The following is a 19,142-nucleotide window of genomic DNA, read 5'->3' on the forward strand; positions in this document are numbered from 1 at the left end:
CTCCAATCGGAAGCCGGCATGCGGGCATGCCGGTATCGGTGTGGTTTTCCTCCCCGCTCTGTGGCCTATACCTGAGAGATTTCGTGCCGAAGCACTTGCACCGTCGGTGGGCGCCCGGGGCGCCGCTTTCCAGAGTTGCCGCGTCGCTGCGGTACGGGGGGCCTGAGAGATTCCCGGGGAGGGTTTGCTCCTTCGGCGCCCGAAAACTCGGGACTCTCCCGCGGCGACTTAATGGCATATAAAGTTATGTGGTCCAACGAGCCCAATCTACACGCTCCCGGTCCAGAACCCTAAGTTTTTGCGGGGCGTTCGAGCAGCGCCAGGACCGAGCGTGCCGTGGCCCGGCCGCTCATCGCCGCGCCGATCGTGCTGGCCTGCGGCCCGTAGCCCGCGAGGAATATCCGCGGATCGCGCGCCGCGACCCCGTTTTCCACCCGGATTCCGCCCCCGGGCTCGAGGATTCCGGTGCCCGCGAGGTGCTCGATCTCCGCGCGAAAACCGGTGGCCCAGATGATGTCATCGGCCTCCTGTGCCTCGCCATCGTCCCAGATCACGCCCGTGGGGGTGATCTCCCGGAACATCGGGCGCTCCACGAGGATCCCGCGCTCGCGCGCCGCCGCGCGCTCCGGGGTCAGGGGCACACCGGTTCCACTGACGATGCTGGGCAGCACCAGGCCCGCGCGCGCGGCCCGGTCCTGATCGGCCACCGCCGCCCGGCCGAGCTCCGCACTCAGATCCGCGGCGGGAATAAAGTGCACGGGTGAACGCGTGGCCCAGGACACCCGGGAGGCGAGCGGTTCGAGGCCGAGGATAAACTCCTGCGCGCTGGTTCCGCCGCCAACCACGATCACGCGCCGCCCCGCGAAGCGCTCCAGCTCGCCGATCTGTGGCGTGGAATACTGGCGGCCGGCAAAGGTCTCGGCCCCGGGAATCGCGGGGCGATAGGGGCGCTCCCACGTGCCCGAGGCATTCACCACGGCGCGGGCCAGATAGCTTTCGGTGGCCTGCCCGGTGACCGCGTTGCGGGTGTGCACCAGCAGCCGTTCCCCGGGACCGGGCGCGACCGCGGTGACCTCCACGGGGCGGCGCACGGGCAGGTCATAATCCCGTTCATAGCGGCCGTAGTACTCGGAGACGATCTCGCGCGCGGGCCGATCGCCGGGTGCGGTGCGGAAGCTCAGCCCGAGCGTGTTCAGGCCCGGTAAATCGTTGACCCGGTGGGTGAGATCCAGGCGCAGCGCGCGCCGGCGATGCTGCCAGGCGCCGCCCGGGAGCGGCCCCCGATCCAGGATCATAAAATTGCGCAGCCCGCGCTCACGCAGATAATAGGCGGCCGAGAGCCCGGCCTGGCCGCCGCCGATGATCACGACCTCCGTGGGCCGCGGGAGGGTGGTCACCGCGGGAGCGGCTGATCGCGCACGTCATCGAGCGCCGAGAGCCGGTTCTCGGGGTCCAGCGTGCGCAGGATGCTGGTGCCGATCGCATCAAGCTGGCCCACCTGTTCGGGCGTGAGTACGTCAAAAACGTGTCGGCGCACGGTGGCCACGTGCCCGGGGGCCGCGGCGACCACCACGTCCCAGCCGGCCTCGGTGAGGTGGGCATTGGTGGCGCGGCCATCGGTGGGGCACGGGCCGCGCCGCACGAGGCCGCGATCCTCCAGCCGGCGGATCACGTGCGAGAGCCGCGGCAGCGTGGCATTGGTGGAATCGGCCAGCGCTGTCATCCGCAGCGTGCGCTCGGGGGCCTCGGACAGGATCGCGAGCGTGAAATATTCAAAATGGGTGAGCTGGGCGTCCTGCTGCAGCTCGCCCTCGAGGGCGCCGGGAAGGAGCTGGACCACGGCGATCAGGCGCAGCCAGGCGCGCATTTCCCGCTCGTCCAGCCAGGGGGTCTCCGACATATGTCTCCTTATTATCCGTGCCGCTTCTCCACTCTATCGAGGGCCGCGGATTTCGCCGCACACTACTCCATGAGCGAAATTGGGTCCCCGGATTACCCGGGGGCCGCCACGATCTATAACAATGGAGGGGCGTCGCGTATTCGCGACCGGCAATTCTTAAGCCCTCGAAGGAGCCCCATGGCCGCCAGCCCCGCCGATCGGACCCCCTATGAGGTCCTGGGCGTGGCCGCCTCCGTGACCGAGGAGGAGCTGCGTCGCGCGTATCGTCGCGCGGCCCGGCAGACCCATCCCGATACCGGCGGCAGCGCCGTGGCCTTCCGCGAGGTGCAGCTGGCCTGGGAGCGCGTGGGTACCGCGGAGGCGCGCTCCGCCTATGACCGCGGCAGCCTCTCCTCCGTCCCGGGTGAGGAGCCGGCAACCGCGTGGTCCACGGGGGGCGCCGGCCGTCAGCCGCAGCGCGATTCGCGCCCCAAGGCCCGCGTGCACGGCCACCCCGGCGGGCGCGCCCGGGAACGCTATCTGACCCTGCTGCGCGAGTGGGTGGGCCGCGGCGTGGAGATCCCCGATCCCTATGCCCCGGCGCTGGTGCGCTCGGCCCCGCCCGAGATCCGGCGCTGCCTGGCCAAGGCGCTCGCCGAGGAATCGGTGGCCCGCGGCGTGGCCGACCTCGGCATGGGCTTCACCCTGTGGAGCGAGGTGGTGGCCGGGAACGAGGGCGGACTGGACCATATTGTGCTTGGCCCCGCGGGTCTCTTTGCCGTGGCCTCGGAGGACTGGGGCTGCCCGGTTCGGCTCAAGCGTGGCGAATTAATCGGCGATAATATCGGCCCGCTGGAGCAGCCCGTGCGCCGCCTGACCCGTTCGGCCCGCGCGTTTGCTCGGGCCAGCCGCGTGAAGTTCACGGGCCAGCTAATCGTGGTGCCCGATGATGCGCTGGAGGAGCCCGTGATGGCGCTGGGCCGCGGCCGGCACGCGTCCACGCTGATCCTGCGCCGCTCGATGCTCGCGCACGTGCTGCGCAACGGAATCCCGGGCCTGGATCGCGGCAGCCTGAGCGATGTTTTTGAATTGCGCAGCGCGTTGCAGTCAAGTATTCGCTTCCTGTAGTCGCCGTGCCTATCCTGGAGAGGTGACGCAGCTCCTGGAACAACCCGATCTTGACCTCTCGCTCGCCGCGGACCTCCCGTGGCAGGTGGTGGTATGGGACGACCCGGTGAACCTGATGTCCTATGTCAGCTTTGTGTTCCGCAGCTATTTTGGCTATTCCGCGGCCGAGGCCGAGGCGCTGATGCTCGCGGTGCATCACGAGGGCCGCGCGGTGGTGGCCAGCGGCGGCCGGGAAACCGCGGAGCGCCACGTGCAGGCCATGCACGGCTATGGGCTGTGGGCCACGATTCGCCGCGAGGGGGAATCGCTATGACCGGGGTGAATCGCCGCGAGGGCGGGTTTGAGCTGGAGCTCACCGCCGATGAGCGGGTGCTTTTGGCCTCGCTCGCGCAGCAGCTGGACACCGTGCTGGGCGAGCAGGACGATCCGGTGCGCGAGCGCCTCTTCCCCGATGCCTATCCGGGCGATGCCGAGGCCTCCACTGAGTTTCGCCGGCTCACCCGGCACGATCTGCTCTCCGAGAAGAGCGAGGGTGCGCGCGTGCTGGCGCGGGCCGTGGGCGATGCCGAGACCGCGCCGCCGCGCCTGGACCGGATCGAGGCCGAGCGGGTCATGCGCGCGCTCGCCGATCTGCGCCAGGTTTTGGCCGAGCGCCTGAATATTTCGGCACAGAATCCCGAGCCCGATGCCGAGAATGAGCTGGAGCCGCTTTATGACTGGCTCGGCTATCTGCAGGAGTGTGTGGTGCTGGCCCTGATCGCACACGATGAGGACGCGGGAACGCTTCCTCGCGGATAGGTCGGTGTGCGCCGCCCCGGCGCGGGTCGTGGTCTCAGGCAGTAGGCTCTTCCCATGGGAAACAGGTGGTGGGGCTTGCTGGCCGCGGGAACACTCGCGCTAATTCTGAGCGGATGCGCGCCCGCCCCGGTGGATGCCGCGGCGGTGGACGGCGAGTGGACCCTGGTCTCCGCGCAGGATTCCGCGGGTGCGCTGCCCGCCGATTTTAATTCCGATGTCACCCTCGAGGTGGCCGATGATCAGGTGCGCAGCACGATGGCGTGTAATACCGTCACGGGCGACCTGACCCGCACCCGCATCCTGTCCGGCGGTGGCCGCACCGAGGTGGGGTGCAACCCCGATCGAATGAGTTTTGACGAGCGGTTTGAGCGCGCCCTGAACGGCGTCAACGCCGCTGCCCGCGAGGGCGAGGAGCTGGTGCTGACGGGTGAGGACGGGATCAGCCTGCGCTGGAGCCCCGGAATCGACCGCTAGCGCGATCCAGCGCCGCGGCGCCGAGCGCGCCGAGGGCATAGGCCGCGAGATCGCGCCACGCAAACGTGCTGCCCAGCAGATAGTGCCAGCCGCTCCAGGACTCCCCCAGCCGCGCGGGAATGCCCGTGGCCTGGAACGCCTCGATCCCGGCGCACAGAAGCAGGGCCGCGGCACCGAGGGCCCACGGCGCCACACGCGCCCGGCCCCGCCGGGAGGCGAGCAGCAGCAGCGCGAGGCCCAGATAGACCGCAACCGCATAGAGCACATCGCCGAGAATATCGCCCGTGGCGCCGGGGATCCCGCGGCTCGCAAGCAGGCCCACCGGAATCAGGAGCAGCAGGGCCCCGGCAAGGGTGAGGGCCCGCCACCGCACATCTATTCCCCGGGCCCGCCCCGGTTCCTGCCCCGGTTCCTGCCCCGGATCCTTCCCGGGGCCACTCCCCCGCGCGGGCCTAGGCATCCGCCCCGCGCGCCGCCGCGATCTGCGCGAGCCAGCCCGCCTTCTCGGCCTCGGGGGCAAACGAGGCCCGGATCGAATTCTCCGCGAGCCGGGCCACGGTCTCCTCGTCGATCCCGAGTTCGCCGCGCAGCGCCGCAAAATTATCGTCCAGATAGCCGCCAAAATAGGCCGGGTCATCGCTGTTGATCGTCACCATCAGGCCGCGGCCGATCATCTCCGGTAGCGTGTGATGGCCCAGCTCGCGGAAGACCTTCAGGCTCACATTGGACAGCGGGCATACCGTGAGCGGGATCTGCTCGGCCACAAGCCTATCCACGAGCGCCGGATCCTCCAGCGCGCGCACCCCGTGGTCGATCCGCTCCACCCCGAGCACATCCAGCGCCTGCCAAATATAGTCGGGCCCGGCCTCCTCGCCGGCATGCGCCACGAGGTGCAGGCCCTCGGCGCGGGCAATATCGTAGACGGGCTTAAACGGCGCGGGCGGATACCCCACCTCGGCGGAGTCCATGCCCAGGCCGATAAACCGATCCCGGAACTCCAGCGCCTCGCGCAGCACGCGCTCGGCGGCCTCGGGTCCGCGGTGCCGCTCCACGCAGAGGATCAGATCCGCCGAGACGCCGAAGCGTTCGCGCGCGGAGTCCAGGCTCGCCGAGAGGCCGTTAAACACCACGTCCAGGGGAATGCCGTTTTCCAGGTGGGTCTGCGGGTCAAAGAAGATTTCCGCGCGCACCACCCCGGCCCGCGCCGCGCGCTCCAGATAGGCATCGGCCAGCTCGGTATAGTCCCGCTCGGTGCGCAGCACCCGCATCGACTCATAATAGAGATTCAAAAACGACTGTAGATCGTCAAATTTATAGCGGCCGCGCAGCGTTTCCAGGTCCTCGGTGGGCAGCGAGACGGCATTGCGGCGCGCGAGGCGCAGCAGCATCTCCGGCTCCAGGGAGCCCTCGATATGCATATGCAGTTCGGCGAGGGGAAGCGGCTGCGCGGGAGCGGGGGAGAAAAACACGGGTGGGGCTCTTTCTGACGGGAGGCCCCCAGCCTATCCGCCCGCGTCGGTCGGCCGCCTTGAAGTGCGGGATCACCTCCTGCTAGTTTCGGGGCGATAAGGCAAGACTCTGACAATGGGGGAAGAGAAGCCATGAGCAATGACGCCAAAAATAATACTCGGGGGAGAAACACATCGCCGCCGGTGCAGGATCCAACACTGCCGCCGGTCGCGGTGGATCCGGAGGTCCTGGAGAAACAGGAGCGGTCCTGGACGCCGCTGAAGGTCATCATCTGGGCGGCCATCGCGCTGCTCGGGGGTATCGCCTGGGTGATGCTGGCCCTGGTGCGCGGCGAGAGTGTAAACGCCATCTGGTTTGTATTTGCCGCCGTATGTACCTATCTGATCGGATATCGCTTTTATTCGAAGGTGATTGAAAAATTCATCACCAAACCCAATGACGTGCGGGCCACCCCCGCGGAGTATCTGGCCGATGGGAAGGATTTTGTTCCCACCGACCGCCGGGTGCTTTTTGGGCACCACTTCGCGGCCATCGCCGGCGCCGGCCCCCTCGTGGGCCCGATCCTCGCCGCGCAGATGGGCTATCTGCCGGGCACCATCTGGATCATCGTGGGTGTGGTGCTGGCAGGTGCCGTGCAGGACTATCTGGTGCTGTTCTTCTCGATGCGCCGCGGGGGCCGCTCGCTGGGCCAGATGGCGCGTGATGAGTTTGGCGTGATCGGGGGCACCGCGGCCCTGATCGCGACGCTGCTGATCATGGTGATCATCGTGGCGATCCTCGCACTCGTGGTGGTAAACGCCCTGGGCGAGAGCCCGTGGGGCGTGTTCAGTGTGGCAATGACCATCCCGATCGCCCTGTTTATGGGCCTCTATCTGCGCTATCTGCGGCCGGGAAAAATCACCGAGGTCTCGATCATTGGTTTTATCCTGCTGATGGCCGCGATCATCGGCGGCGGCTATGTTGCCGGCACCGACTGGGGCCAGGCTGTCTTCCACCTGGACCGGGTCACGATTGCCTGGGCGATCATCATCTACGGCTTTGTGGCCGCGGTGCTCCCGGTTTGGCTCCTGCTCGCGCCGCGCGACTACCTGTCCACGTTTATGAAGATCGGCGTGATCGTGATGCTCGCCGGGGCGATCGTGATCGTGCGCCCCGAGATCACCGTGCCCGCGATCAGCGAGTTCGCCGGGGGCCAGACCGGTCCCGTCTTTAGCGGGCCGCTGTTCCCGTTCCTATTTGTGACCATCGCCTGTGGTGCGCTCTCGGGTTTCCATGCGCTGATCGCCTCGGGCACCACCCCCAAACTGATCGAGAAGGAGCGGCAAACCCGCCTGATCGGTTACGGCGGAATGCTGATGGAATCCTTCGTGGCGATCATGGCCCTCGTGGCCGCGATCTCGATCGACCGCGGAATCTATTTTGCGATGAACTCGGCCTCGGGAATGACCGGCGGCACGGTGGAGGGCGCGGTGGCATTTGTGAACTCCCTCGGCCTGACCGGCGTGAACCTCACCCCGGACATGCTGTTGCAGACCGCGAAGGATGTGGGCGAGGAGTCCATCGTCTCGCGCACGGGTGGTGCGCCCACGCTCGCGGTGGGCCTGGCCCACATCATGCAAAACCTGATCGGCGGCAAGGAGATGATGGCGTTCTGGTATCACTTCGCGATCATGTTTGAGGCGCTGTTTATCCTCACCGCCGTGGATGCCGGAACCCGCGTGGCCCGCTTTATGCTGCAGGACAGCCTCGGCAATATCTTCCCGAAGTTTAAGGACACCGGCTGGCGGCTCGGGGCCTGGCTCTGCACGGCCGTGATGGTGGCAGCGTGGGGGGCGATCCTGATCCTCGGGGTCACCGATCCACTCGGCGGAATCAACACGTTCTTCCCGCTGTTTGGAATCTCCAATCAGCTGCTGGCGGCCATCGCGCTGGCCATCTGCCTGGCCATCGCGGCCCGGGCCCGGGTGGGACGCTGGCTGTGGATCGTCGCGGTGCCGCTCGCGTTTGCCACCGTGGTCACCGTGACCGCGTCGATGTATAAGATCTTCTCCCCCGTGCCCGCGGTGGGCTATTGGGCGCAACACTTCGCCTATCGGGAGGCGCTTGACGCGGGCCAGACCGAGCTCGGGGCCGCCCGCAGCGTGGAGGCGATGGAGGCGGTGGTGCGCAATACGCTGGTGCAGGGCACCCTGTCGATCGTATTTGTGGTGCTCTCGCTGATCGTGATCATCGCGGCCCTGCGCACCACCGCTCAGGCGCTCCTGCGCGGGGGCGGACCCAATACCGAGGACCCGGCCACACCCTCGCGGATCTTCGCGAGCGCGGGCTTCCTGTCCACGCCCGCGGAGAAGGCCGTGCAGAAGCAGTGGGATGCCCGTCCCGAGCTGCGGCGCGGGCCCGGGGGGCACTGATGCTCGCCGCGCTCGGGCGCGCCTATGCGGCGGTGCGCTGGTATCTCACCTCGATGATGGGCGACACCGCCTATGCGGGTTATGTGGCGCATCTGCGGCGCACCCACCCCGATCGGCCGGTGCCCAGCGAGCGCGAGTTCTGGCGGGCGCGCTATGCCGAACAGGGGGCGAGCCCCGAGGGGCGCTGCTGCTAGGCGCGCGTGCCGCCCGCGTTGTGCCCCGGATCCAGGTGATTCGGGGCGCGATGCGGGAGGGCGCACACCACCACGATCAGGCTCGCCGCGATGATCACGATGACATAGGCGGAGAAGCCCCAGGGGTGGCCCCATTTCTCAAAGGTGGTGCCCACATAGGTGGCCGTGCCGCCAAAGAGGGCATTCGCGATGCCATAGCTCAGGCCCACGCCGAGCGCGCGCACCGAGGCGGGGAAGAGCTCGGCCTTCACGATGGCATTCACGGACGTATAGCCCGAGATGATGACCATCGCCGCGGCCAGCATGCAGAAGGCCAGCGCGGGGCTATCCGTGCGCGCCAGCGTGGAGAGGATCGGCCAGGTGCCGAGGATGCCACCCACGCCAAAAAAGACCAGCAGGGGGGTGCGCCCGATCCGGTCCGAGAGCCAGCCGAAGAGCGGTTGCAGGACCAGGCACAGCGTCAGGGCGAGAAACATGATGAGTGACACCGTGGGGCGGGCAATCAGGCCCGCGCCATCCAGTGCCGCCTTGGTATAGGTGGTGAACGTATAAAACGCGAGGCTTCCCCCGCAGGTAAGCCCAAAAACGATCAGTGCCGGACGCCAGTATCGCGCAAGCAGCCGCAGCGAGCCCGGCGCGGGTTCGCCGCCGCCCGCGCGCGAGAGCTCGCGCTGACCCGCGGGCAGCGTTTCGTCCATTCCGCGGCGCAGCCAGAGCACAATCAGCGCCCCGAGCGCCCCGATGCCAAACGCCACGCGCCACCCCCAGGCGGCGAGCTGCTCCTCGCTGAGCAGGGTTTGCAGGAGGATCTGCACGATCAGCGCCGCGAGCTGCCCGCCGATCAGCGTGGCGTATTGGAAGCTGGAAAAAAATCCGCGCCGGCCGGGAGGGGCGATCTCGGAGAGATAGGTGGAGCTGGTGCCGTATTCGCCCCCCACGGAAAGCCCCTGCAGGAGCCGGGCGAGCAGGAGCAGAATCACCGACCAGAAGCCGATCACCTCGTGCCCGGGGGTCAGCGTGATCAGGAGCGAGCCGCCCGCCATCAGCAGAATACTCAGCGTGAGCGAGATGCGCCGGCCGCGGCGATCGGCCAGGCGGCCAAAGAGCCAGCTGCCCACCGGCCGGAGCACAAAGGCGAGCGCAAAGATGGCAAAGGCATCCAGCCGACGATCCAGCTCGGCATCGGCCCGGAAGAAGGCCGCACCAAAATAGGTGGCGAAGATCGTGAACGTATAGAAGTCGTACCACTCGATGAGGTTACCGAGGCTGCCGCGCAGGACGTTGCCGGCCACCGAGTGCCGTGGGGTGGGAAGTGCGCTCATGCGACACAGGGTAGGCACGGCGCGTTGTTATTCCCTGTGGATGCGGAGCGGCGTGGGGAGTGATTGGATGGGGGTATGCAGAATACCGATAGTTTCTTCGAAGGCTTCGGCGCGTTTATCGCCGCCTCCCCCTCCTCGTATCACGCGGCGGCCGAGGCCGCGCGCCTGCTCACCGAGGACGCGGGCTTCACCGCGCTCGCCGAGGATGCCGCCTGGCCCACCGCCGCCGGCCGCTATCTGGTGGTGCGCGATGGCGCGATCATCGCCTGGGTGCGCCCGGAATCCGCGGGCGTAACAACCCCGGTGCGGGTGCTCGGCGCGCATACCGACTCCCCCGGTTTTAAGCTCAAGCCCTCCCCCACCACGGGCTCGGACGGATGGCTTCAGGCCGGCGTGGAGGTTTATGGTGGGCCGCTGCTGAACTCCTGGCTGGACCGCGAGATTGAGCTCGCCGGCCGCCTCGTGCTGCGCGATGGTAGCGAGCATCTTGTGCGCACGGGCCCGTATCTGCGCATCCCCCAGCTGGCGATTCACCTCGACCGCGAGGCCAACTCGGGGCTGACGCTTGACCGCCAGCGCCATACTCAGCCCGTTTATGGCGTGGGCGACCTCGCGCAGGCCGATGTGCTGGGACACCTCGCGGGCCTCGCGGGTGTGGCCGCGGAGGACGTGGCCGGCTATGACATCCTGACCGCCGATACCCAGGAGCCGCGCCGCTTTGGCCGGGACCGGGAGCTCTTTGCCGCGGGACGAATGGATAACCTCTCCTCGGTCTATGCCGCGCTGCGCGCGCTGATCGACCTGCCGCAGGACCCCACCGAGATCGTGATGCTGGCCGCGTTTGATCACGAGGAGCTGGGCTCGGAGACCCGCTCGGGTGCCTCGGGTCCGTTCCTGGCCGATGTGATTAACCGCATCTATGACGGCCTGGGCTCCAACGCGGAGGATGTGGCCCGCGCGCTGGCCCGCTCCTGGTGCCTCTCGGCCGATGCCGGGCACTCGGTGCACCCCAATTATGGGGAGCGCCACGATTCCAAAAACCGGCCGCTGGCCGGCTCGGGCCCGCTGCTGAAGATCAACGCCAATCAGCGCTATGCCACCGATGCCCACGGTGCCGCGCTGTTCTCCGCCGCATGCCGCGCCGCGGGCGTGGACTATCAGGACTTTGTGTCCAATAACACCGTGCCCTGTGGCTCCACGATTGGCCCGCTCACCGCCACCCGGCTGGGTATCCGCACGGTGGATGTGGGCATCCCGCTGCTGTCGATGCACTCGGCGCGCGAGCTTTGCCACGTGAACGATCCGATTGCGCTGTCTTCGGCCATCGGTGCCTTTTATGCGGGGGCCTAGGCGTATCATCCAGTCATGAGCGATAACATCCTCGCGTTTGATCCGGAGGCCACGGACGACGCCCATTTCCCTGTGTGGTTTGACGATCAGGCGGAATGGGCCGAGCCGCATAGCTACGATAATCCGGACGTATGTGTGCCCGCGCTGGGTGCGTTTTATCGCGAGCTCATCGCGCGCTTTCCCCCGCTGAACGGCCCGGATTCCCCGGATGATGATGCGCTGGACGCGGATGAGGGTCTCGAGGACCGGCTCACCGATTATTCGGTGGGCCGGCACGTGGTGTATGCCGCGTTTGGATTCTCCGTGGCGCAGGAGGCGCGCGATCTATTCCGGCGGCTCGCGGCCCGGCACGGGCTCGCGGTGGCGGAGTTTGGCGATCGCGTCAGCATCACCCGCCCCTAGCGCGCCCGGCGGCGCCCGTGGCCGGTGCCCCGGTTTGTCCCTGCCTGGATGCACCCGGGGACCAACCGATTGAGTCCGGAGGGCACCCCTCGCGCAATTTCTCGTTCTTGAGCGATGAGCAATCTGCTTCCGGGGGAGCCGCTTCGTTCGGAGAGGGGCTCCTGAGGGGCTCAATGGAGGGGCTATATCGCCCGGGCCGACGCACCGGTTTTTCGCGGGGGTGAGCGCGCCGAGTATGGCGATCGCGTCGGGATCATCCGCCCTTCCCGCACTATTCACCCCGCGGTTACCCGCCGGGGTGCGAGAATAAATCGTGAACTATGTGTTTGATTCCGATCCCGATCGCCTCGACCTCTCGGCCATCTGGGAATTCCTCTCCACCCAGGCCCCCTGGCACCGCTGGCGCTCGCGCGCGGATGTGGAAAAACAGATCCGCGGCGCATGGCGCGTGGTGGGCGTATACGCCGAGGACGGGAGCCAGGTGGGCTTTGCCCGCGCGCTCTCGGACGGCGTGAACGACGCCTATCTGGCCGATGTATATGTGCTGCCCGAACACCGCGGCAACGGGCTGGGCGAGCGCCTGGTGGCCACGATGATCGATGAGGGCCCCGGCGCGGATTTCCGCTGGACCCTCTTCACCTCCAGCGCGCACGGACTCTACGAGAAATTTGGTTTTGCCGAGCCCACGCGCACGTCGATGGTGCGCCCCGGCCGCCGCTAATCCACGGGGATCCTCGACTTAATTCCAGTTATTCGTAATACTGGAATTATGGATAACGTTGAGGATCTTTCGGAACGGGTGCGGGCGCTCGGCGCGGAACTAGCGTCGCTGAGTGCCCGAATCGGCGCGCTCGAAACCGTTCCGCCCCCCGCCACCCGGGAGGCCGCGGACCCCGATCCCTTCTGGATATTGGAGGGGTTGAAGGCGCGCCATGCCGCGCCCGGGGTGGTGGCCTATGCGGGTGCCGTGAGCACCCCCGCGGGGCCCGTGGAGTGGCAGATGGGGGTGCCCGTGGAGAGCCTGCTGGAGGCCGAGTGGTCGGCGGCCGCCCCCGTGCTGAGCGCACTCGCTCACCCGCTGCGCCTCTCGCTCCTGCATGCAATTCTGGGTGGGGTGACGCACGTGGGTGACCTCGCCGAGGATGCGCGGCTGGGCACGACCGGACAGCTTTATCACCACCTCAACCAGCTCGTGGCCGGGGGCTGGCTCCTGGCCGCCGGTCGCGGCCAATTTGGCATTCCTCCCGAGCGCGTGGTGCCGCTCTTGGCGATCCTCGCGGCCGTGCGGAGGGGAGCATGAGGTCCCGCGCGATTCTCGCCGCGCTGGCCGGGGCCCTGGTGATCCTGCTGGGAATCTGCACGCTTCCCTCTCCCCCGCGACTCGCCGCGGAGGCCACGGGTGATGCCGCCCTGATCCAACGCACCCGCGACCTCCTGGCCGCGCGCGGCGGCGTGGATAACACCGTCTCCGTGACGGTGATCGAGGGGGAGGCCACCCGCAGTGCCGAATTTGGAGCCGACCGCGAGACCGCGTTTGAGATCGGATCGATCACCAAAACCCTTACGGCCGCCCTGCTGGCCGAGGCGATCCGGCGAGGAGAGGTGCGCGCGGATACCCGGCTTGGTGAGCTGCTTGACCTGGGGGATTCCCCCGCGTCCCGGATCACGCTCGAAAGCCTCGCGATGCATACGTCCGGCCTGCCGCGTCTGCCCGCGACCCCGGGCGTGATCCTGTCGGCGATCCTGTCGCAGTATCGCGCGTCCGATCCCTATCACTGGGAGGTGCCCGAGCTGATCGAGCAGGCCCGCGCCGCCAAGCTGAGCGACGCGGGTACCGTGAGCTATTCCAATTTTGGGGTGGCCCTGCTGGGGCAGGGGCTCGCGGCCGCCGCGGATACCGACTACCGTTCCCTGCTGACCGCGCGCGTATTGGAACCCCTGGGCATGACCGCAAACGCGCTCCCCCTCACCCCGGCCCGTCTCCCCGCACACGCGCCCACCGGGGTCACCGCGGCGGGACGCGCCGCGGCCCCGTGGACGATGCACGCCTATGCGCCGGCCGGAGGCCTCCGGGCCACGGCCACGGAGATGACCGGGTTTACCCGGGCGCTTCTGGACGGCACGGCCCCCGGAATCGAGGCGCTTGAACCGCGCGCGGAGGCCGGCGAGGGTGGGCACATCGGTCTCGGCTGGTTTATCACCCCCGAGAACATCACCTGGCATAACGGAGGTACAGGTGGCTATTCCAGTTTTATCGCCCTGGATCGCTCCGCCGGTCGCGCGGTGATCATCCTGTCCTCCGCAGCCAATCCGGTGGATGACGTCGGGATCGCCCTGTTGGGGGAGGCCCCCTAGTGGCCTGGATCGGTTTACTCCTCGCGGTGTTTTTTGCCGCCCTTGCCCTGAACGGCACGCGGATGCGGCGCGGGGTTCCCGTCTCGCCATCCCGCGTAGATGTGATCCTCGGAATCCTGGACGCGGCCGTGGCGATGCTCCTCGCGCATCGGATCGTGTCCTGGGGCGAGGTATGGCCCGGCCTGTGGTTCCTCGCGGTCCTCCCCATAGCGGGCGCCGTGACCGCGCTGATCTGGCGCTGGGAGACCTGGCCCACGCTGCGCGCCGGCCGCGGCAGGGGCCGCAGCGTGATCCCCGCGGCGCTGCATGCAGCGGTCCTGCTCGCCCTCACCGCGGTACTGGTGTTTTAGCCGTTCCGGCATACACAAAGGGGCCCCGGTCACCGTGTGGTGTCCGGGGCCCCTCGACGCGCGCGGCCGGGGCCGCGGGAGGGTTTTCCCTACTCGAGTCCCTGCTCCTCGCGCAGGATGCGACGACCCTCATTGCGCTCATTGGTGCGGGCGTTGGTGGCGCGCACCTCGGCCTGGGTGGCGCGCTCAACCACCAGCCACTGCGGCGGGTCGGTCAGGAGTTCCTTGATCTGCGCGGTGGTCAGGGCCTCATCGGCCATCTGGGCGCGGGCGAGACCGGAGATCGAGACGCCGAGCTTACGCGCGACCTCATCGCGGGGGTGCGGGCCGTTCAGGCGCAGCTCAACGAGCCACTCCGGAGGGGTCTGCTGAAGGGCGAGGAAGGCCTCGCGGGTGATCGGCTCGGCCTGGAACTGTTCCGGGGTTGCCGGCAGGTAAATACCCAGTTTCTTGGCCGCAGTCGCGGGTTTCATCGTCTGTTGCTGCTGCGCGCTCATGGTCATAGCGTAACCGGCGTGGCGGAATCGACCCAATCATTCCCGGCGATCCCTGCCGTAGGCTTATACCCTCGCGGGTAATCTGACCCGCCGCTAGGAGGATACCGTGGCATCGGACAGCACCCAGAACGCATCGGAGCGGCCCGAGGAAGACACGCCCGCCGAGCTTCCCGCGCAGTTCCGCATCGCCTATATCCCCGGTGTTTCCCTCGGAAAATGGGGCACCGCGTGGAAGGAACGCAATCCGAAGATCCGCACAAGCTTCGAGATGACCAGCGCCGAGACACAGGTCTCGGTGCTGCGCGAGGACCTCGCGGATGTCAGCTTTGTGCGCATGCCGATCGACCGCGGTGATGACCTGCACGCGATCCCCCTCTATAGCGAGGTGCCGATGGCGGTGCTCCCCAAGGACCACGAGCTCGCCACAAAAGAGGAGCTGGCGCTGGGGGAACTCGCCCACCTGCACCTCATCCAGGACCCCGCCGAGGTGCCCGATTGGGAGCGCGTGGGCGAGGAGATGACCGCGGGTACCCGCCCGGATCTGCCCGCCCCCGAGCGCGTGGAGGACGCCGTGGAACTCGTGGCCGCGGGTATCGGCTTTGTGATCATCCCGCAGTCGCTCGCGCGCCTGCACGCCCGCAAGGACGTGGTGCATCGCCCGGTGATCGACGTGGATCGCACCCGCATCGCAATCGCCTGGCGCATCGAGGGTGATAGCGAGGAGCTGGCCGCGCGGGTGGAGGACTTTATCGGCGTGGTGCGCGGACGCACGGCCAATAGCTCGCGCGGGGCCGCCCCGGCCGAGCCCGAGAAGAAGCCCGCGAAGAAGCGCGTGCAGCAGCCCGCCCCGAAAAAAAAGACCGGCAGCTATCAGCGCATCACGCGCAAGCCCTCGGCCAAAAAGCGCGGGCGGCGCTAATGCCCTCGTATCGGGTGACCCTGAGCATCGGCGAGCTGAACCCCGGGATCGCCCCGGATGAGCTGCTGCCCGCGGTGGCCGCCGCCGCGGCCGAACGCGCCGTGGTGGAGGCCAGCGAGGTGCGCGTGGTGTCCTATACCGCGCAGCTGGTCATCCGCTTCACCGCGGAGGATGCCGATCGCGCAATCGAGGTGGCCACCCATACCGCGGCCCGCGCCCGCACGCTCGCCGAGGTCCCCCGCTCGATCATCACGCGCCGGGAAAAGGGCCGCTGGCTTCCGCTCTAGCACCGTCCCGCCGCGGGGCGCTCCCGGCGACCGAGTAGAATTGCCCGCATGGTGAGAATGGCTGAAGCCCTCGTGCGGCTCGAAGAACTCGCCGCCTCCCCGATCGTCTCGACCCTGTCGAGCGCGTTCCGGGATGCGGGGTATGAGCTGGCGCTTGTGGGCGGTCCCGTGCGGGATGCGATGCTGGGCCGCACCGTAAACGACCTGGATTTCACCACCAATGCCCGGCCCGATGACATCCTGCGCATCGTCACCCCGATCTCCGATGCCCAGTGGGATATCGGCCGCGAGTTTGGCACGATCGGCGCGCGCGTGCGCGGCGAGATCGTGGAGATCACCACGTATCGCGCCGATACCTATGACGGCCTGACCCGCAAGCCCGTGGTGGCCTTCGGCGAGAGCCTCGCGGGCGACCTGAACCGCCGCGATTTTACGGTAAACGCGATGGCCCTGCGCCTGCCCGAGGTGGCCCTCGAGGACCCCACGGGCGGCGTGGAAGACCTGCTGACGCATACCCTGCGCACCCCGATCGATCCGGCCGTGAGCTTCGGCGATGACCCGCTGCGGATGATGCGCGCCGCGCGCTTCTCCAGCCAGCTGGGTTTTCTCGTGGACGAGGATACCCGCGCGGCGCTTGCCGACCGCGTGGAGACCATCGATCATATCTCCGCCGAGCGCGTGCAGGCCGAGCTGAGCAAACTGCTGGGCTCGGATGATCCGCGCCCCGGAATCGAGCTGCTGGTGGACTCGGGCCTCGCCGATCGGGTCCTGCCCGAGCTGCCCGCGCTGCGCCTCGAGGCCGATGAGCACCACCACCATAAGGACGTATACGAGCACTCGCTCACCGTGCTGGAGCAGGCTATCAGCTATGAGCGCGAGCGGCACCCGGGGGCCGAGCCCGATCTGGTGCTGCGCTGGGCCGCGCTGCTGCACGATATCGGCAAGCCCGCCACCCGAAAAATGGGCCCGGGCAATACCGTGACGTTCTACCACCACGATCTGGTGGGTTCCAAGCTGGCCAAGAAGCGCCTGCGCGAGCTGCGCTATGACGGCGATACCATCAAGGCCGTCGCGCGCCTCGTGGAACTGCATATGCGCTTTTTTGGGTATTCCGAGGCGGCCTGGGCCGATTCCGCGGTGCGCCGCTATGTGCGCGATGCGGGCGATCAGCTGGAGCGCCTGCACATGCTCACGCGCGCCGATGTCACCACCCGTAATAAGCGCAAGGCCGATCGTCTGGCGTTTGCCTATGACGATCTGGAGGAGCGCATTCGGGTGCTCGCGGAGCAGGAGGAGATGAACGCGGTGCGCCCGGATCTGGACGGCAACCAGATCCAGGAGATCCTCGGAATCGCCCCCGGCCGGGAGATCGGCGAGGCCTATCGCTGGCTGCTGGAGCTGCGCCTCGACGAGGGGCCATTGGGCGCCGAGGAGGCCGCCCGTCGCCTCCGCGAGTGGTGGGCCTCGCGCCCGGCCTAACCGGGAAACGCCCGGGAGTTTGCACAATTCTCCCGGTCCCGCCGAAAATTCTTTTGGGGCGGTGTCTTCTCCCCGGGGCCGCGAGTTCCCGGGCCCAAACGGTGCACGGTAATGCGTCGGGGGGTGATCGTGGGGCGTCGCCCACCTTGAATCTCGCGGGTGTCAGTGAAATAGTTTCTCAGGAGCGTTCTGCCTTCCCCCGCTCCCGCAACAGATTTTTGACCCACCCTAAAGGACTATTCCCCGCTATGACCCGCAAGCTGCTCTCCCTCGCCGCGATCCTCGGCGCCTCCGCGCTGACGCTCGCCGGCTGCGCCGGAAGCCCCGAGTCCTCGGGAGCCTCCGATACCTCCGGCACCACCCTGACCCTCCGGATGTGGGACGAAACCGTCGCCAAATCCTATGAGAAGTCGATCTCCGCGTTTGAGGCCGAGAACCCCGAGATTAACGTGGACATTAATATCGTCCCGTGGACCGACTACTGGACCAAGCTGCGCCAGGACGTGGCCACCAAAAAGGCCGATGACCTCTTCATGGTGAATGCCTCAAGCTATTCGGCCTATGTGGACAGCGGAAACCTGCTGGATATCGGCACCACCCTGGGTGTAAATGCCAAAAACGCGTGGGAGCCGAGCGTGGTGGATCAGTACACCCGCAACGATAAGCTCTGGGCCGTTCCGCAGCTCTATGACGCCGGAATCGCCGTGTACTATAACGCCGATCTGCTGGCCGCCGCCGAGGTAAACCCCGAGGAACTGAACGACCTCACGTGGTCCCCCGATGTGGAAAAGGACACCTATCTGCCGCTGGCCAAGAAGCTCACGCGTGATGCCGCGGGTGTGCCCGTGGACGTCGAGGGTTTTGACGGCACCCCCGTGCAGTACGGAACCAGCCTGTCCAATGACGGCCAGGCCATCATCCTTCCGTTCACCGGCTCCAATGGCGGCACGTTCCAGGACGGCGATGACTTTAACTTCGCCAATGCCCAGACCACCGAGTCGGTGAAATACCTCGTGGACGCGATTAATACCTCGAAGGTGGCTCCCCCGGCCGCCGAGACCAATGCGAGCGGCGATTATGCGCGCGATGCGTTCCTCGAGGGTCGCCTGGCCACGTTCCAGTCGGGGGTGTATAACCTCAAGAATGTTTCCGAGGGTGCCGCGTTTAAGTGGGGCGTGGCGATGCTCCCCGCCGGCCCCGAGGGCCGCGTTTCGGTCACCAACGGTGTGGCGCTGGCCGGAAATGCCAATGCCGATAAGGACTCCCAGCCCGCGATTAAGAAGCTGCTGGCCTGGTTTGGTTCCACCGAGGGTGCCACCTTCATCGGCGCCGAGGGCTCGCATATCCCCGCGGTGACCGAGGCCCAGAAGTCCTTCTTCGACTACTGGAAGAAGGAGAACGTGGACGTGGATCCCTTCTTCGACGTGATCAAGGACAATAAAACCATCCCGGCGTTCACGGGCCCGAAGTTTGAATCCGGCGCCGCGGCCTATAAGCCCATCTTTGATCAGATCTTCGCGGGTCAGATCGAGGTGCGTGACGGGCTGAAGAAGGCGCAGGACGCGGGCAACGCCGCCCTCGCCGGCTAATATTCACGCGGATGGCGCGGGGCCCGGGGGATTTTCCCCCGGGCCCCGCGCCGTTAACGCGTGTGCCCGCGGGTGCGGATTCCCGGGAATGTCGGCGCGCCCGGGCAAAATCTACTACACTAAGAAAGTTGTCCATCTTGGGTTCCATTCTGGAAACCCGATTTAGGCACCGATGCTATTACCCTCCTGTCACAGAAAGTCTGTGGCCGTTCGAGTCCGAAGGAGGTGGGTTAGTGAC

General features: G+C 67.3%; 22 protein-coding genes and 2 riboswitches. Of the genes, 16 read left to right on the forward strand and 6 right to left on the reverse strand.

Annotated elements, in window-relative coordinates:
* Positions 1 to 48: 48 nt before the first annotated feature.
* Positions 49 to 139: riboswitch (glycine riboswitch) on the reverse strand.
* Positions 140 to 231: riboswitch (glycine riboswitch) on the reverse strand.
* A 59-nt stretch (positions 232 to 290) separates the two neighbouring features.
* Positions 291 to 1,397 (reverse strand): FAD-dependent oxidoreductase, encoded by a 1,107-nt coding sequence (locus KXZ72_RS09795; protein ID WP_226080667.1) that lies wholly within the window; start codon positions 1,395 to 1,397, stop codon positions 291 to 293.
* Entirely contained in the window at positions 1,394 to 1,900 is a 507-nt protein-coding gene (locus KXZ72_RS09800; protein WP_226080669.1) for a MarR family winged helix-turn-helix transcriptional regulator, read from the reverse strand. The genes KXZ72_RS09795 and KXZ72_RS09800 overlap by 4 nt, the downstream gene beginning before the upstream one ends.
* A 177-nt stretch (positions 1,901 to 2,077) precedes the next feature.
* On the opposite strand from KXZ72_RS09800, the gene KXZ72_RS09805 reads away from it, so the two are divergent.
* Genes KXZ72_RS09805 through KXZ72_RS09820 form a run of 4 tightly spaced genes read left to right on the forward strand, consistent with a single transcriptional unit; the run spans position 2,078 to position 4,279 of the window.
* Positions 2,078 to 3,007 carry a J domain-containing protein gene (locus KXZ72_RS09805; RefSeq protein WP_226080670.1) on the forward strand — a complete coding sequence of 310 codons (930 nt, stop codon included), beginning with the start codon at positions 2,078 to 2,080 and terminating at the stop codon, positions 3,005 to 3,007.
* Between the two features lie 22 nt (positions 3,008 to 3,029).
* A complete protein-coding gene (gene clpS / locus KXZ72_RS09810) occupies positions 3,030 to 3,320 on the forward strand; it encodes an ATP-dependent Clp protease adapter ClpS (protein ID WP_226080672.1) in 291 nt (96 codons plus the stop codon).
* A complete protein-coding gene (locus tag KXZ72_RS09815) occupies positions 3,317 to 3,805 on the forward strand; it encodes a DUF2017 family protein (protein WP_226080674.1) in 489 nt (162 codons plus the stop codon). The genes clpS and KXZ72_RS09815 overlap by 4 nt, the downstream gene beginning before the upstream one ends.
* A gap of 54 nt (positions 3,806 to 3,859) precedes the next feature.
* Positions 3,860 to 4,279, forward strand: coding sequence for an META domain-containing protein (locus KXZ72_RS09820; RefSeq protein ID WP_226080676.1), 420 nt, complete (start codon positions 3,860 to 3,862; stop codon positions 4,277 to 4,279).
* Here the strand turns inward: KXZ72_RS09820 and KXZ72_RS09825 are convergent.
* Positions 4,245 to 4,652, reverse strand: a complete 408-nt coding sequence (locus KXZ72_RS09825; protein ID WP_226080678.1) for a DUF2809 domain-containing protein — start codon at positions 4,650 to 4,652, stop codon at positions 4,245 to 4,247. The two genes, KXZ72_RS09820 and KXZ72_RS09825, sit on opposite strands and share 35 nt — an antisense overlap.
* A 79-nt stretch (positions 4,653 to 4,731) precedes the next feature.
* Complete coding sequence (locus KXZ72_RS09830) at positions 4,732 to 5,748, reverse strand: adenosine deaminase (RefSeq protein WP_226080680.1); 1,017 nt, start codon at positions 5,746 to 5,748, stop codon at positions 4,732 to 4,734.
* Between the two features lie 132 nt (positions 5,749 to 5,880).
* On the opposite strand from KXZ72_RS09830, the gene KXZ72_RS09835 reads away from it, so the two are divergent.
* Together KXZ72_RS09835 and KXZ72_RS09840 are read left to right on the forward strand one after the other, a co-directional pair.
* On the forward strand, positions 5,881 to 8,160 hold the full coding sequence (locus KXZ72_RS09835; protein ID WP_226080682.1) for a carbon starvation CstA family protein: 2,280 nt from the start codon (positions 5,881 to 5,883) through the stop codon (positions 8,158 to 8,160).
* On the forward strand, positions 8,160 to 8,354 hold the full coding sequence (locus KXZ72_RS09840; RefSeq protein WP_226080684.1) for a YbdD/YjiX family protein: 195 nt from the start codon (positions 8,160 to 8,162) through the stop codon (positions 8,352 to 8,354). The genes KXZ72_RS09835 and KXZ72_RS09840 overlap by 1 nt, the downstream gene beginning before the upstream one ends.
* On the opposite strand, the gene KXZ72_RS09845 is transcribed toward KXZ72_RS09840, so the two are convergent.
* Positions 8,351 to 9,676, reverse strand: a complete 1,326-nt coding sequence (locus tag KXZ72_RS09845; protein WP_226080690.1) for an MFS transporter — start codon at positions 9,674 to 9,676, stop codon at positions 8,351 to 8,353. The genes KXZ72_RS09840 and KXZ72_RS09845 overlap by 4 nt on opposite strands.
* A gap of 75 nt (positions 9,677 to 9,751) precedes the next feature.
* On the opposite strand from KXZ72_RS09845, the gene KXZ72_RS09850 reads away from it, so the two are divergent.
* From KXZ72_RS09850 to KXZ72_RS09875, 6 genes are all read left to right on the forward strand, one after another.
* Entirely contained in the window at positions 9,752 to 11,026 is a 1,275-nt protein-coding gene (locus KXZ72_RS09850; protein WP_226080691.1) for a M18 family aminopeptidase, read from the forward strand.
* Positions 11,027 to 11,041: 15 nt separating this feature from the next.
* The gene (locus KXZ72_RS09855) at positions 11,042 to 11,428 is read left to right on the forward strand and encodes a hypothetical protein (RefSeq protein ID WP_226080693.1); all 387 of its coding nucleotides are present in this window, start codon (positions 11,042 to 11,044) and stop codon (positions 11,426 to 11,428) included.
* A 313-nt stretch (positions 11,429 to 11,741) separates the two neighbouring features.
* Positions 11,742 to 12,149, forward strand: coding sequence for a GNAT family N-acetyltransferase (locus KXZ72_RS09860; protein ID WP_226080694.1), 408 nt, complete (start codon positions 11,742 to 11,744; stop codon positions 12,147 to 12,149).
* A 48-nt stretch (positions 12,150 to 12,197) separates the two neighbouring features.
* Positions 12,198 to 12,728: an ArsR/SmtB family transcription factor gene (locus KXZ72_RS09865; RefSeq protein WP_226080695.1), complete on the forward strand. Its 531-nt coding sequence runs from the start codon at positions 12,198 to 12,200 to the stop codon at positions 12,726 to 12,728.
* Positions 12,725 to 13,783: a serine hydrolase domain-containing protein gene (locus KXZ72_RS09870; protein WP_226080696.1), complete on the forward strand. Its 1,059-nt coding sequence runs from the start codon at positions 12,725 to 12,727 to the stop codon at positions 13,781 to 13,783. Before KXZ72_RS09865 ends, KXZ72_RS09870 begins: the two co-directional genes overlap by 4 nt.
* Positions 13,783 to 14,133, forward strand: coding sequence for a hypothetical protein (locus KXZ72_RS09875; RefSeq protein WP_226080698.1), 351 nt, complete (start codon positions 13,783 to 13,785; stop codon positions 14,131 to 14,133). The genes KXZ72_RS09870 and KXZ72_RS09875 overlap by 1 nt, the downstream gene beginning before the upstream one ends.
* Before the next feature lie 89 nt (positions 14,134 to 14,222).
* On the opposite strand, the gene KXZ72_RS09880 is transcribed toward KXZ72_RS09875, so the two are convergent.
* The gene (locus tag KXZ72_RS09880) at positions 14,223 to 14,606 is read right to left on the reverse strand and encodes a DUF5997 family protein (RefSeq protein ID WP_404823683.1); all 384 of its coding nucleotides are present in this window, start codon (positions 14,604 to 14,606) and stop codon (positions 14,223 to 14,225) included.
* A gap of 130 nt (positions 14,607 to 14,736) precedes the next feature.
* On the opposite strand from KXZ72_RS09880, the gene KXZ72_RS09885 reads away from it, so the two are divergent.
* From KXZ72_RS09885 to KXZ72_RS09900, 4 genes are all read left to right on the forward strand, one after another.
* On the forward strand, positions 14,737 to 15,549 hold the full coding sequence (locus KXZ72_RS09885) for a LysR family substrate-binding domain-containing protein (protein WP_226080702.1): 813 nt from the start codon (positions 14,737 to 14,739) through the stop codon (positions 15,547 to 15,549).
* Positions 15,549 to 15,836: a hypothetical protein gene (locus KXZ72_RS09890; RefSeq protein ID WP_226080704.1), complete on the forward strand. Its 288-nt coding sequence runs from the start codon at positions 15,549 to 15,551 to the stop codon at positions 15,834 to 15,836. Before KXZ72_RS09885 ends, KXZ72_RS09890 begins: the two co-directional genes overlap by 1 nt.
* A gap of 48 nt (positions 15,837 to 15,884) precedes the next feature.
* The gene (locus tag KXZ72_RS09895; protein WP_226080709.1) at positions 15,885 to 17,315 is read left to right on the forward strand and encodes a CCA tRNA nucleotidyltransferase; all 1,431 of its coding nucleotides are present in this window, start codon (positions 15,885 to 15,887) and stop codon (positions 17,313 to 17,315) included.
* 248 nt (positions 17,316 to 17,563) lie between these two features.
* On the forward strand, positions 17,564 to 18,904 hold the full coding sequence (locus tag KXZ72_RS09900; RefSeq protein ID WP_226080710.1) for an ABC transporter substrate-binding protein: 1,341 nt from the start codon (positions 17,564 to 17,566) through the stop codon (positions 18,902 to 18,904).
* Positions 18,905 to 19,142: the final 238 nt, after the last annotated feature.

Source organism: Mycetocola spongiae, from assembly GCF_020424085.1.
Taxonomy (GTDB): domain Bacteria; phylum Actinomycetota; class Actinomycetes; order Actinomycetales; family Microbacteriaceae; genus Mycetocola; species Mycetocola spongiae.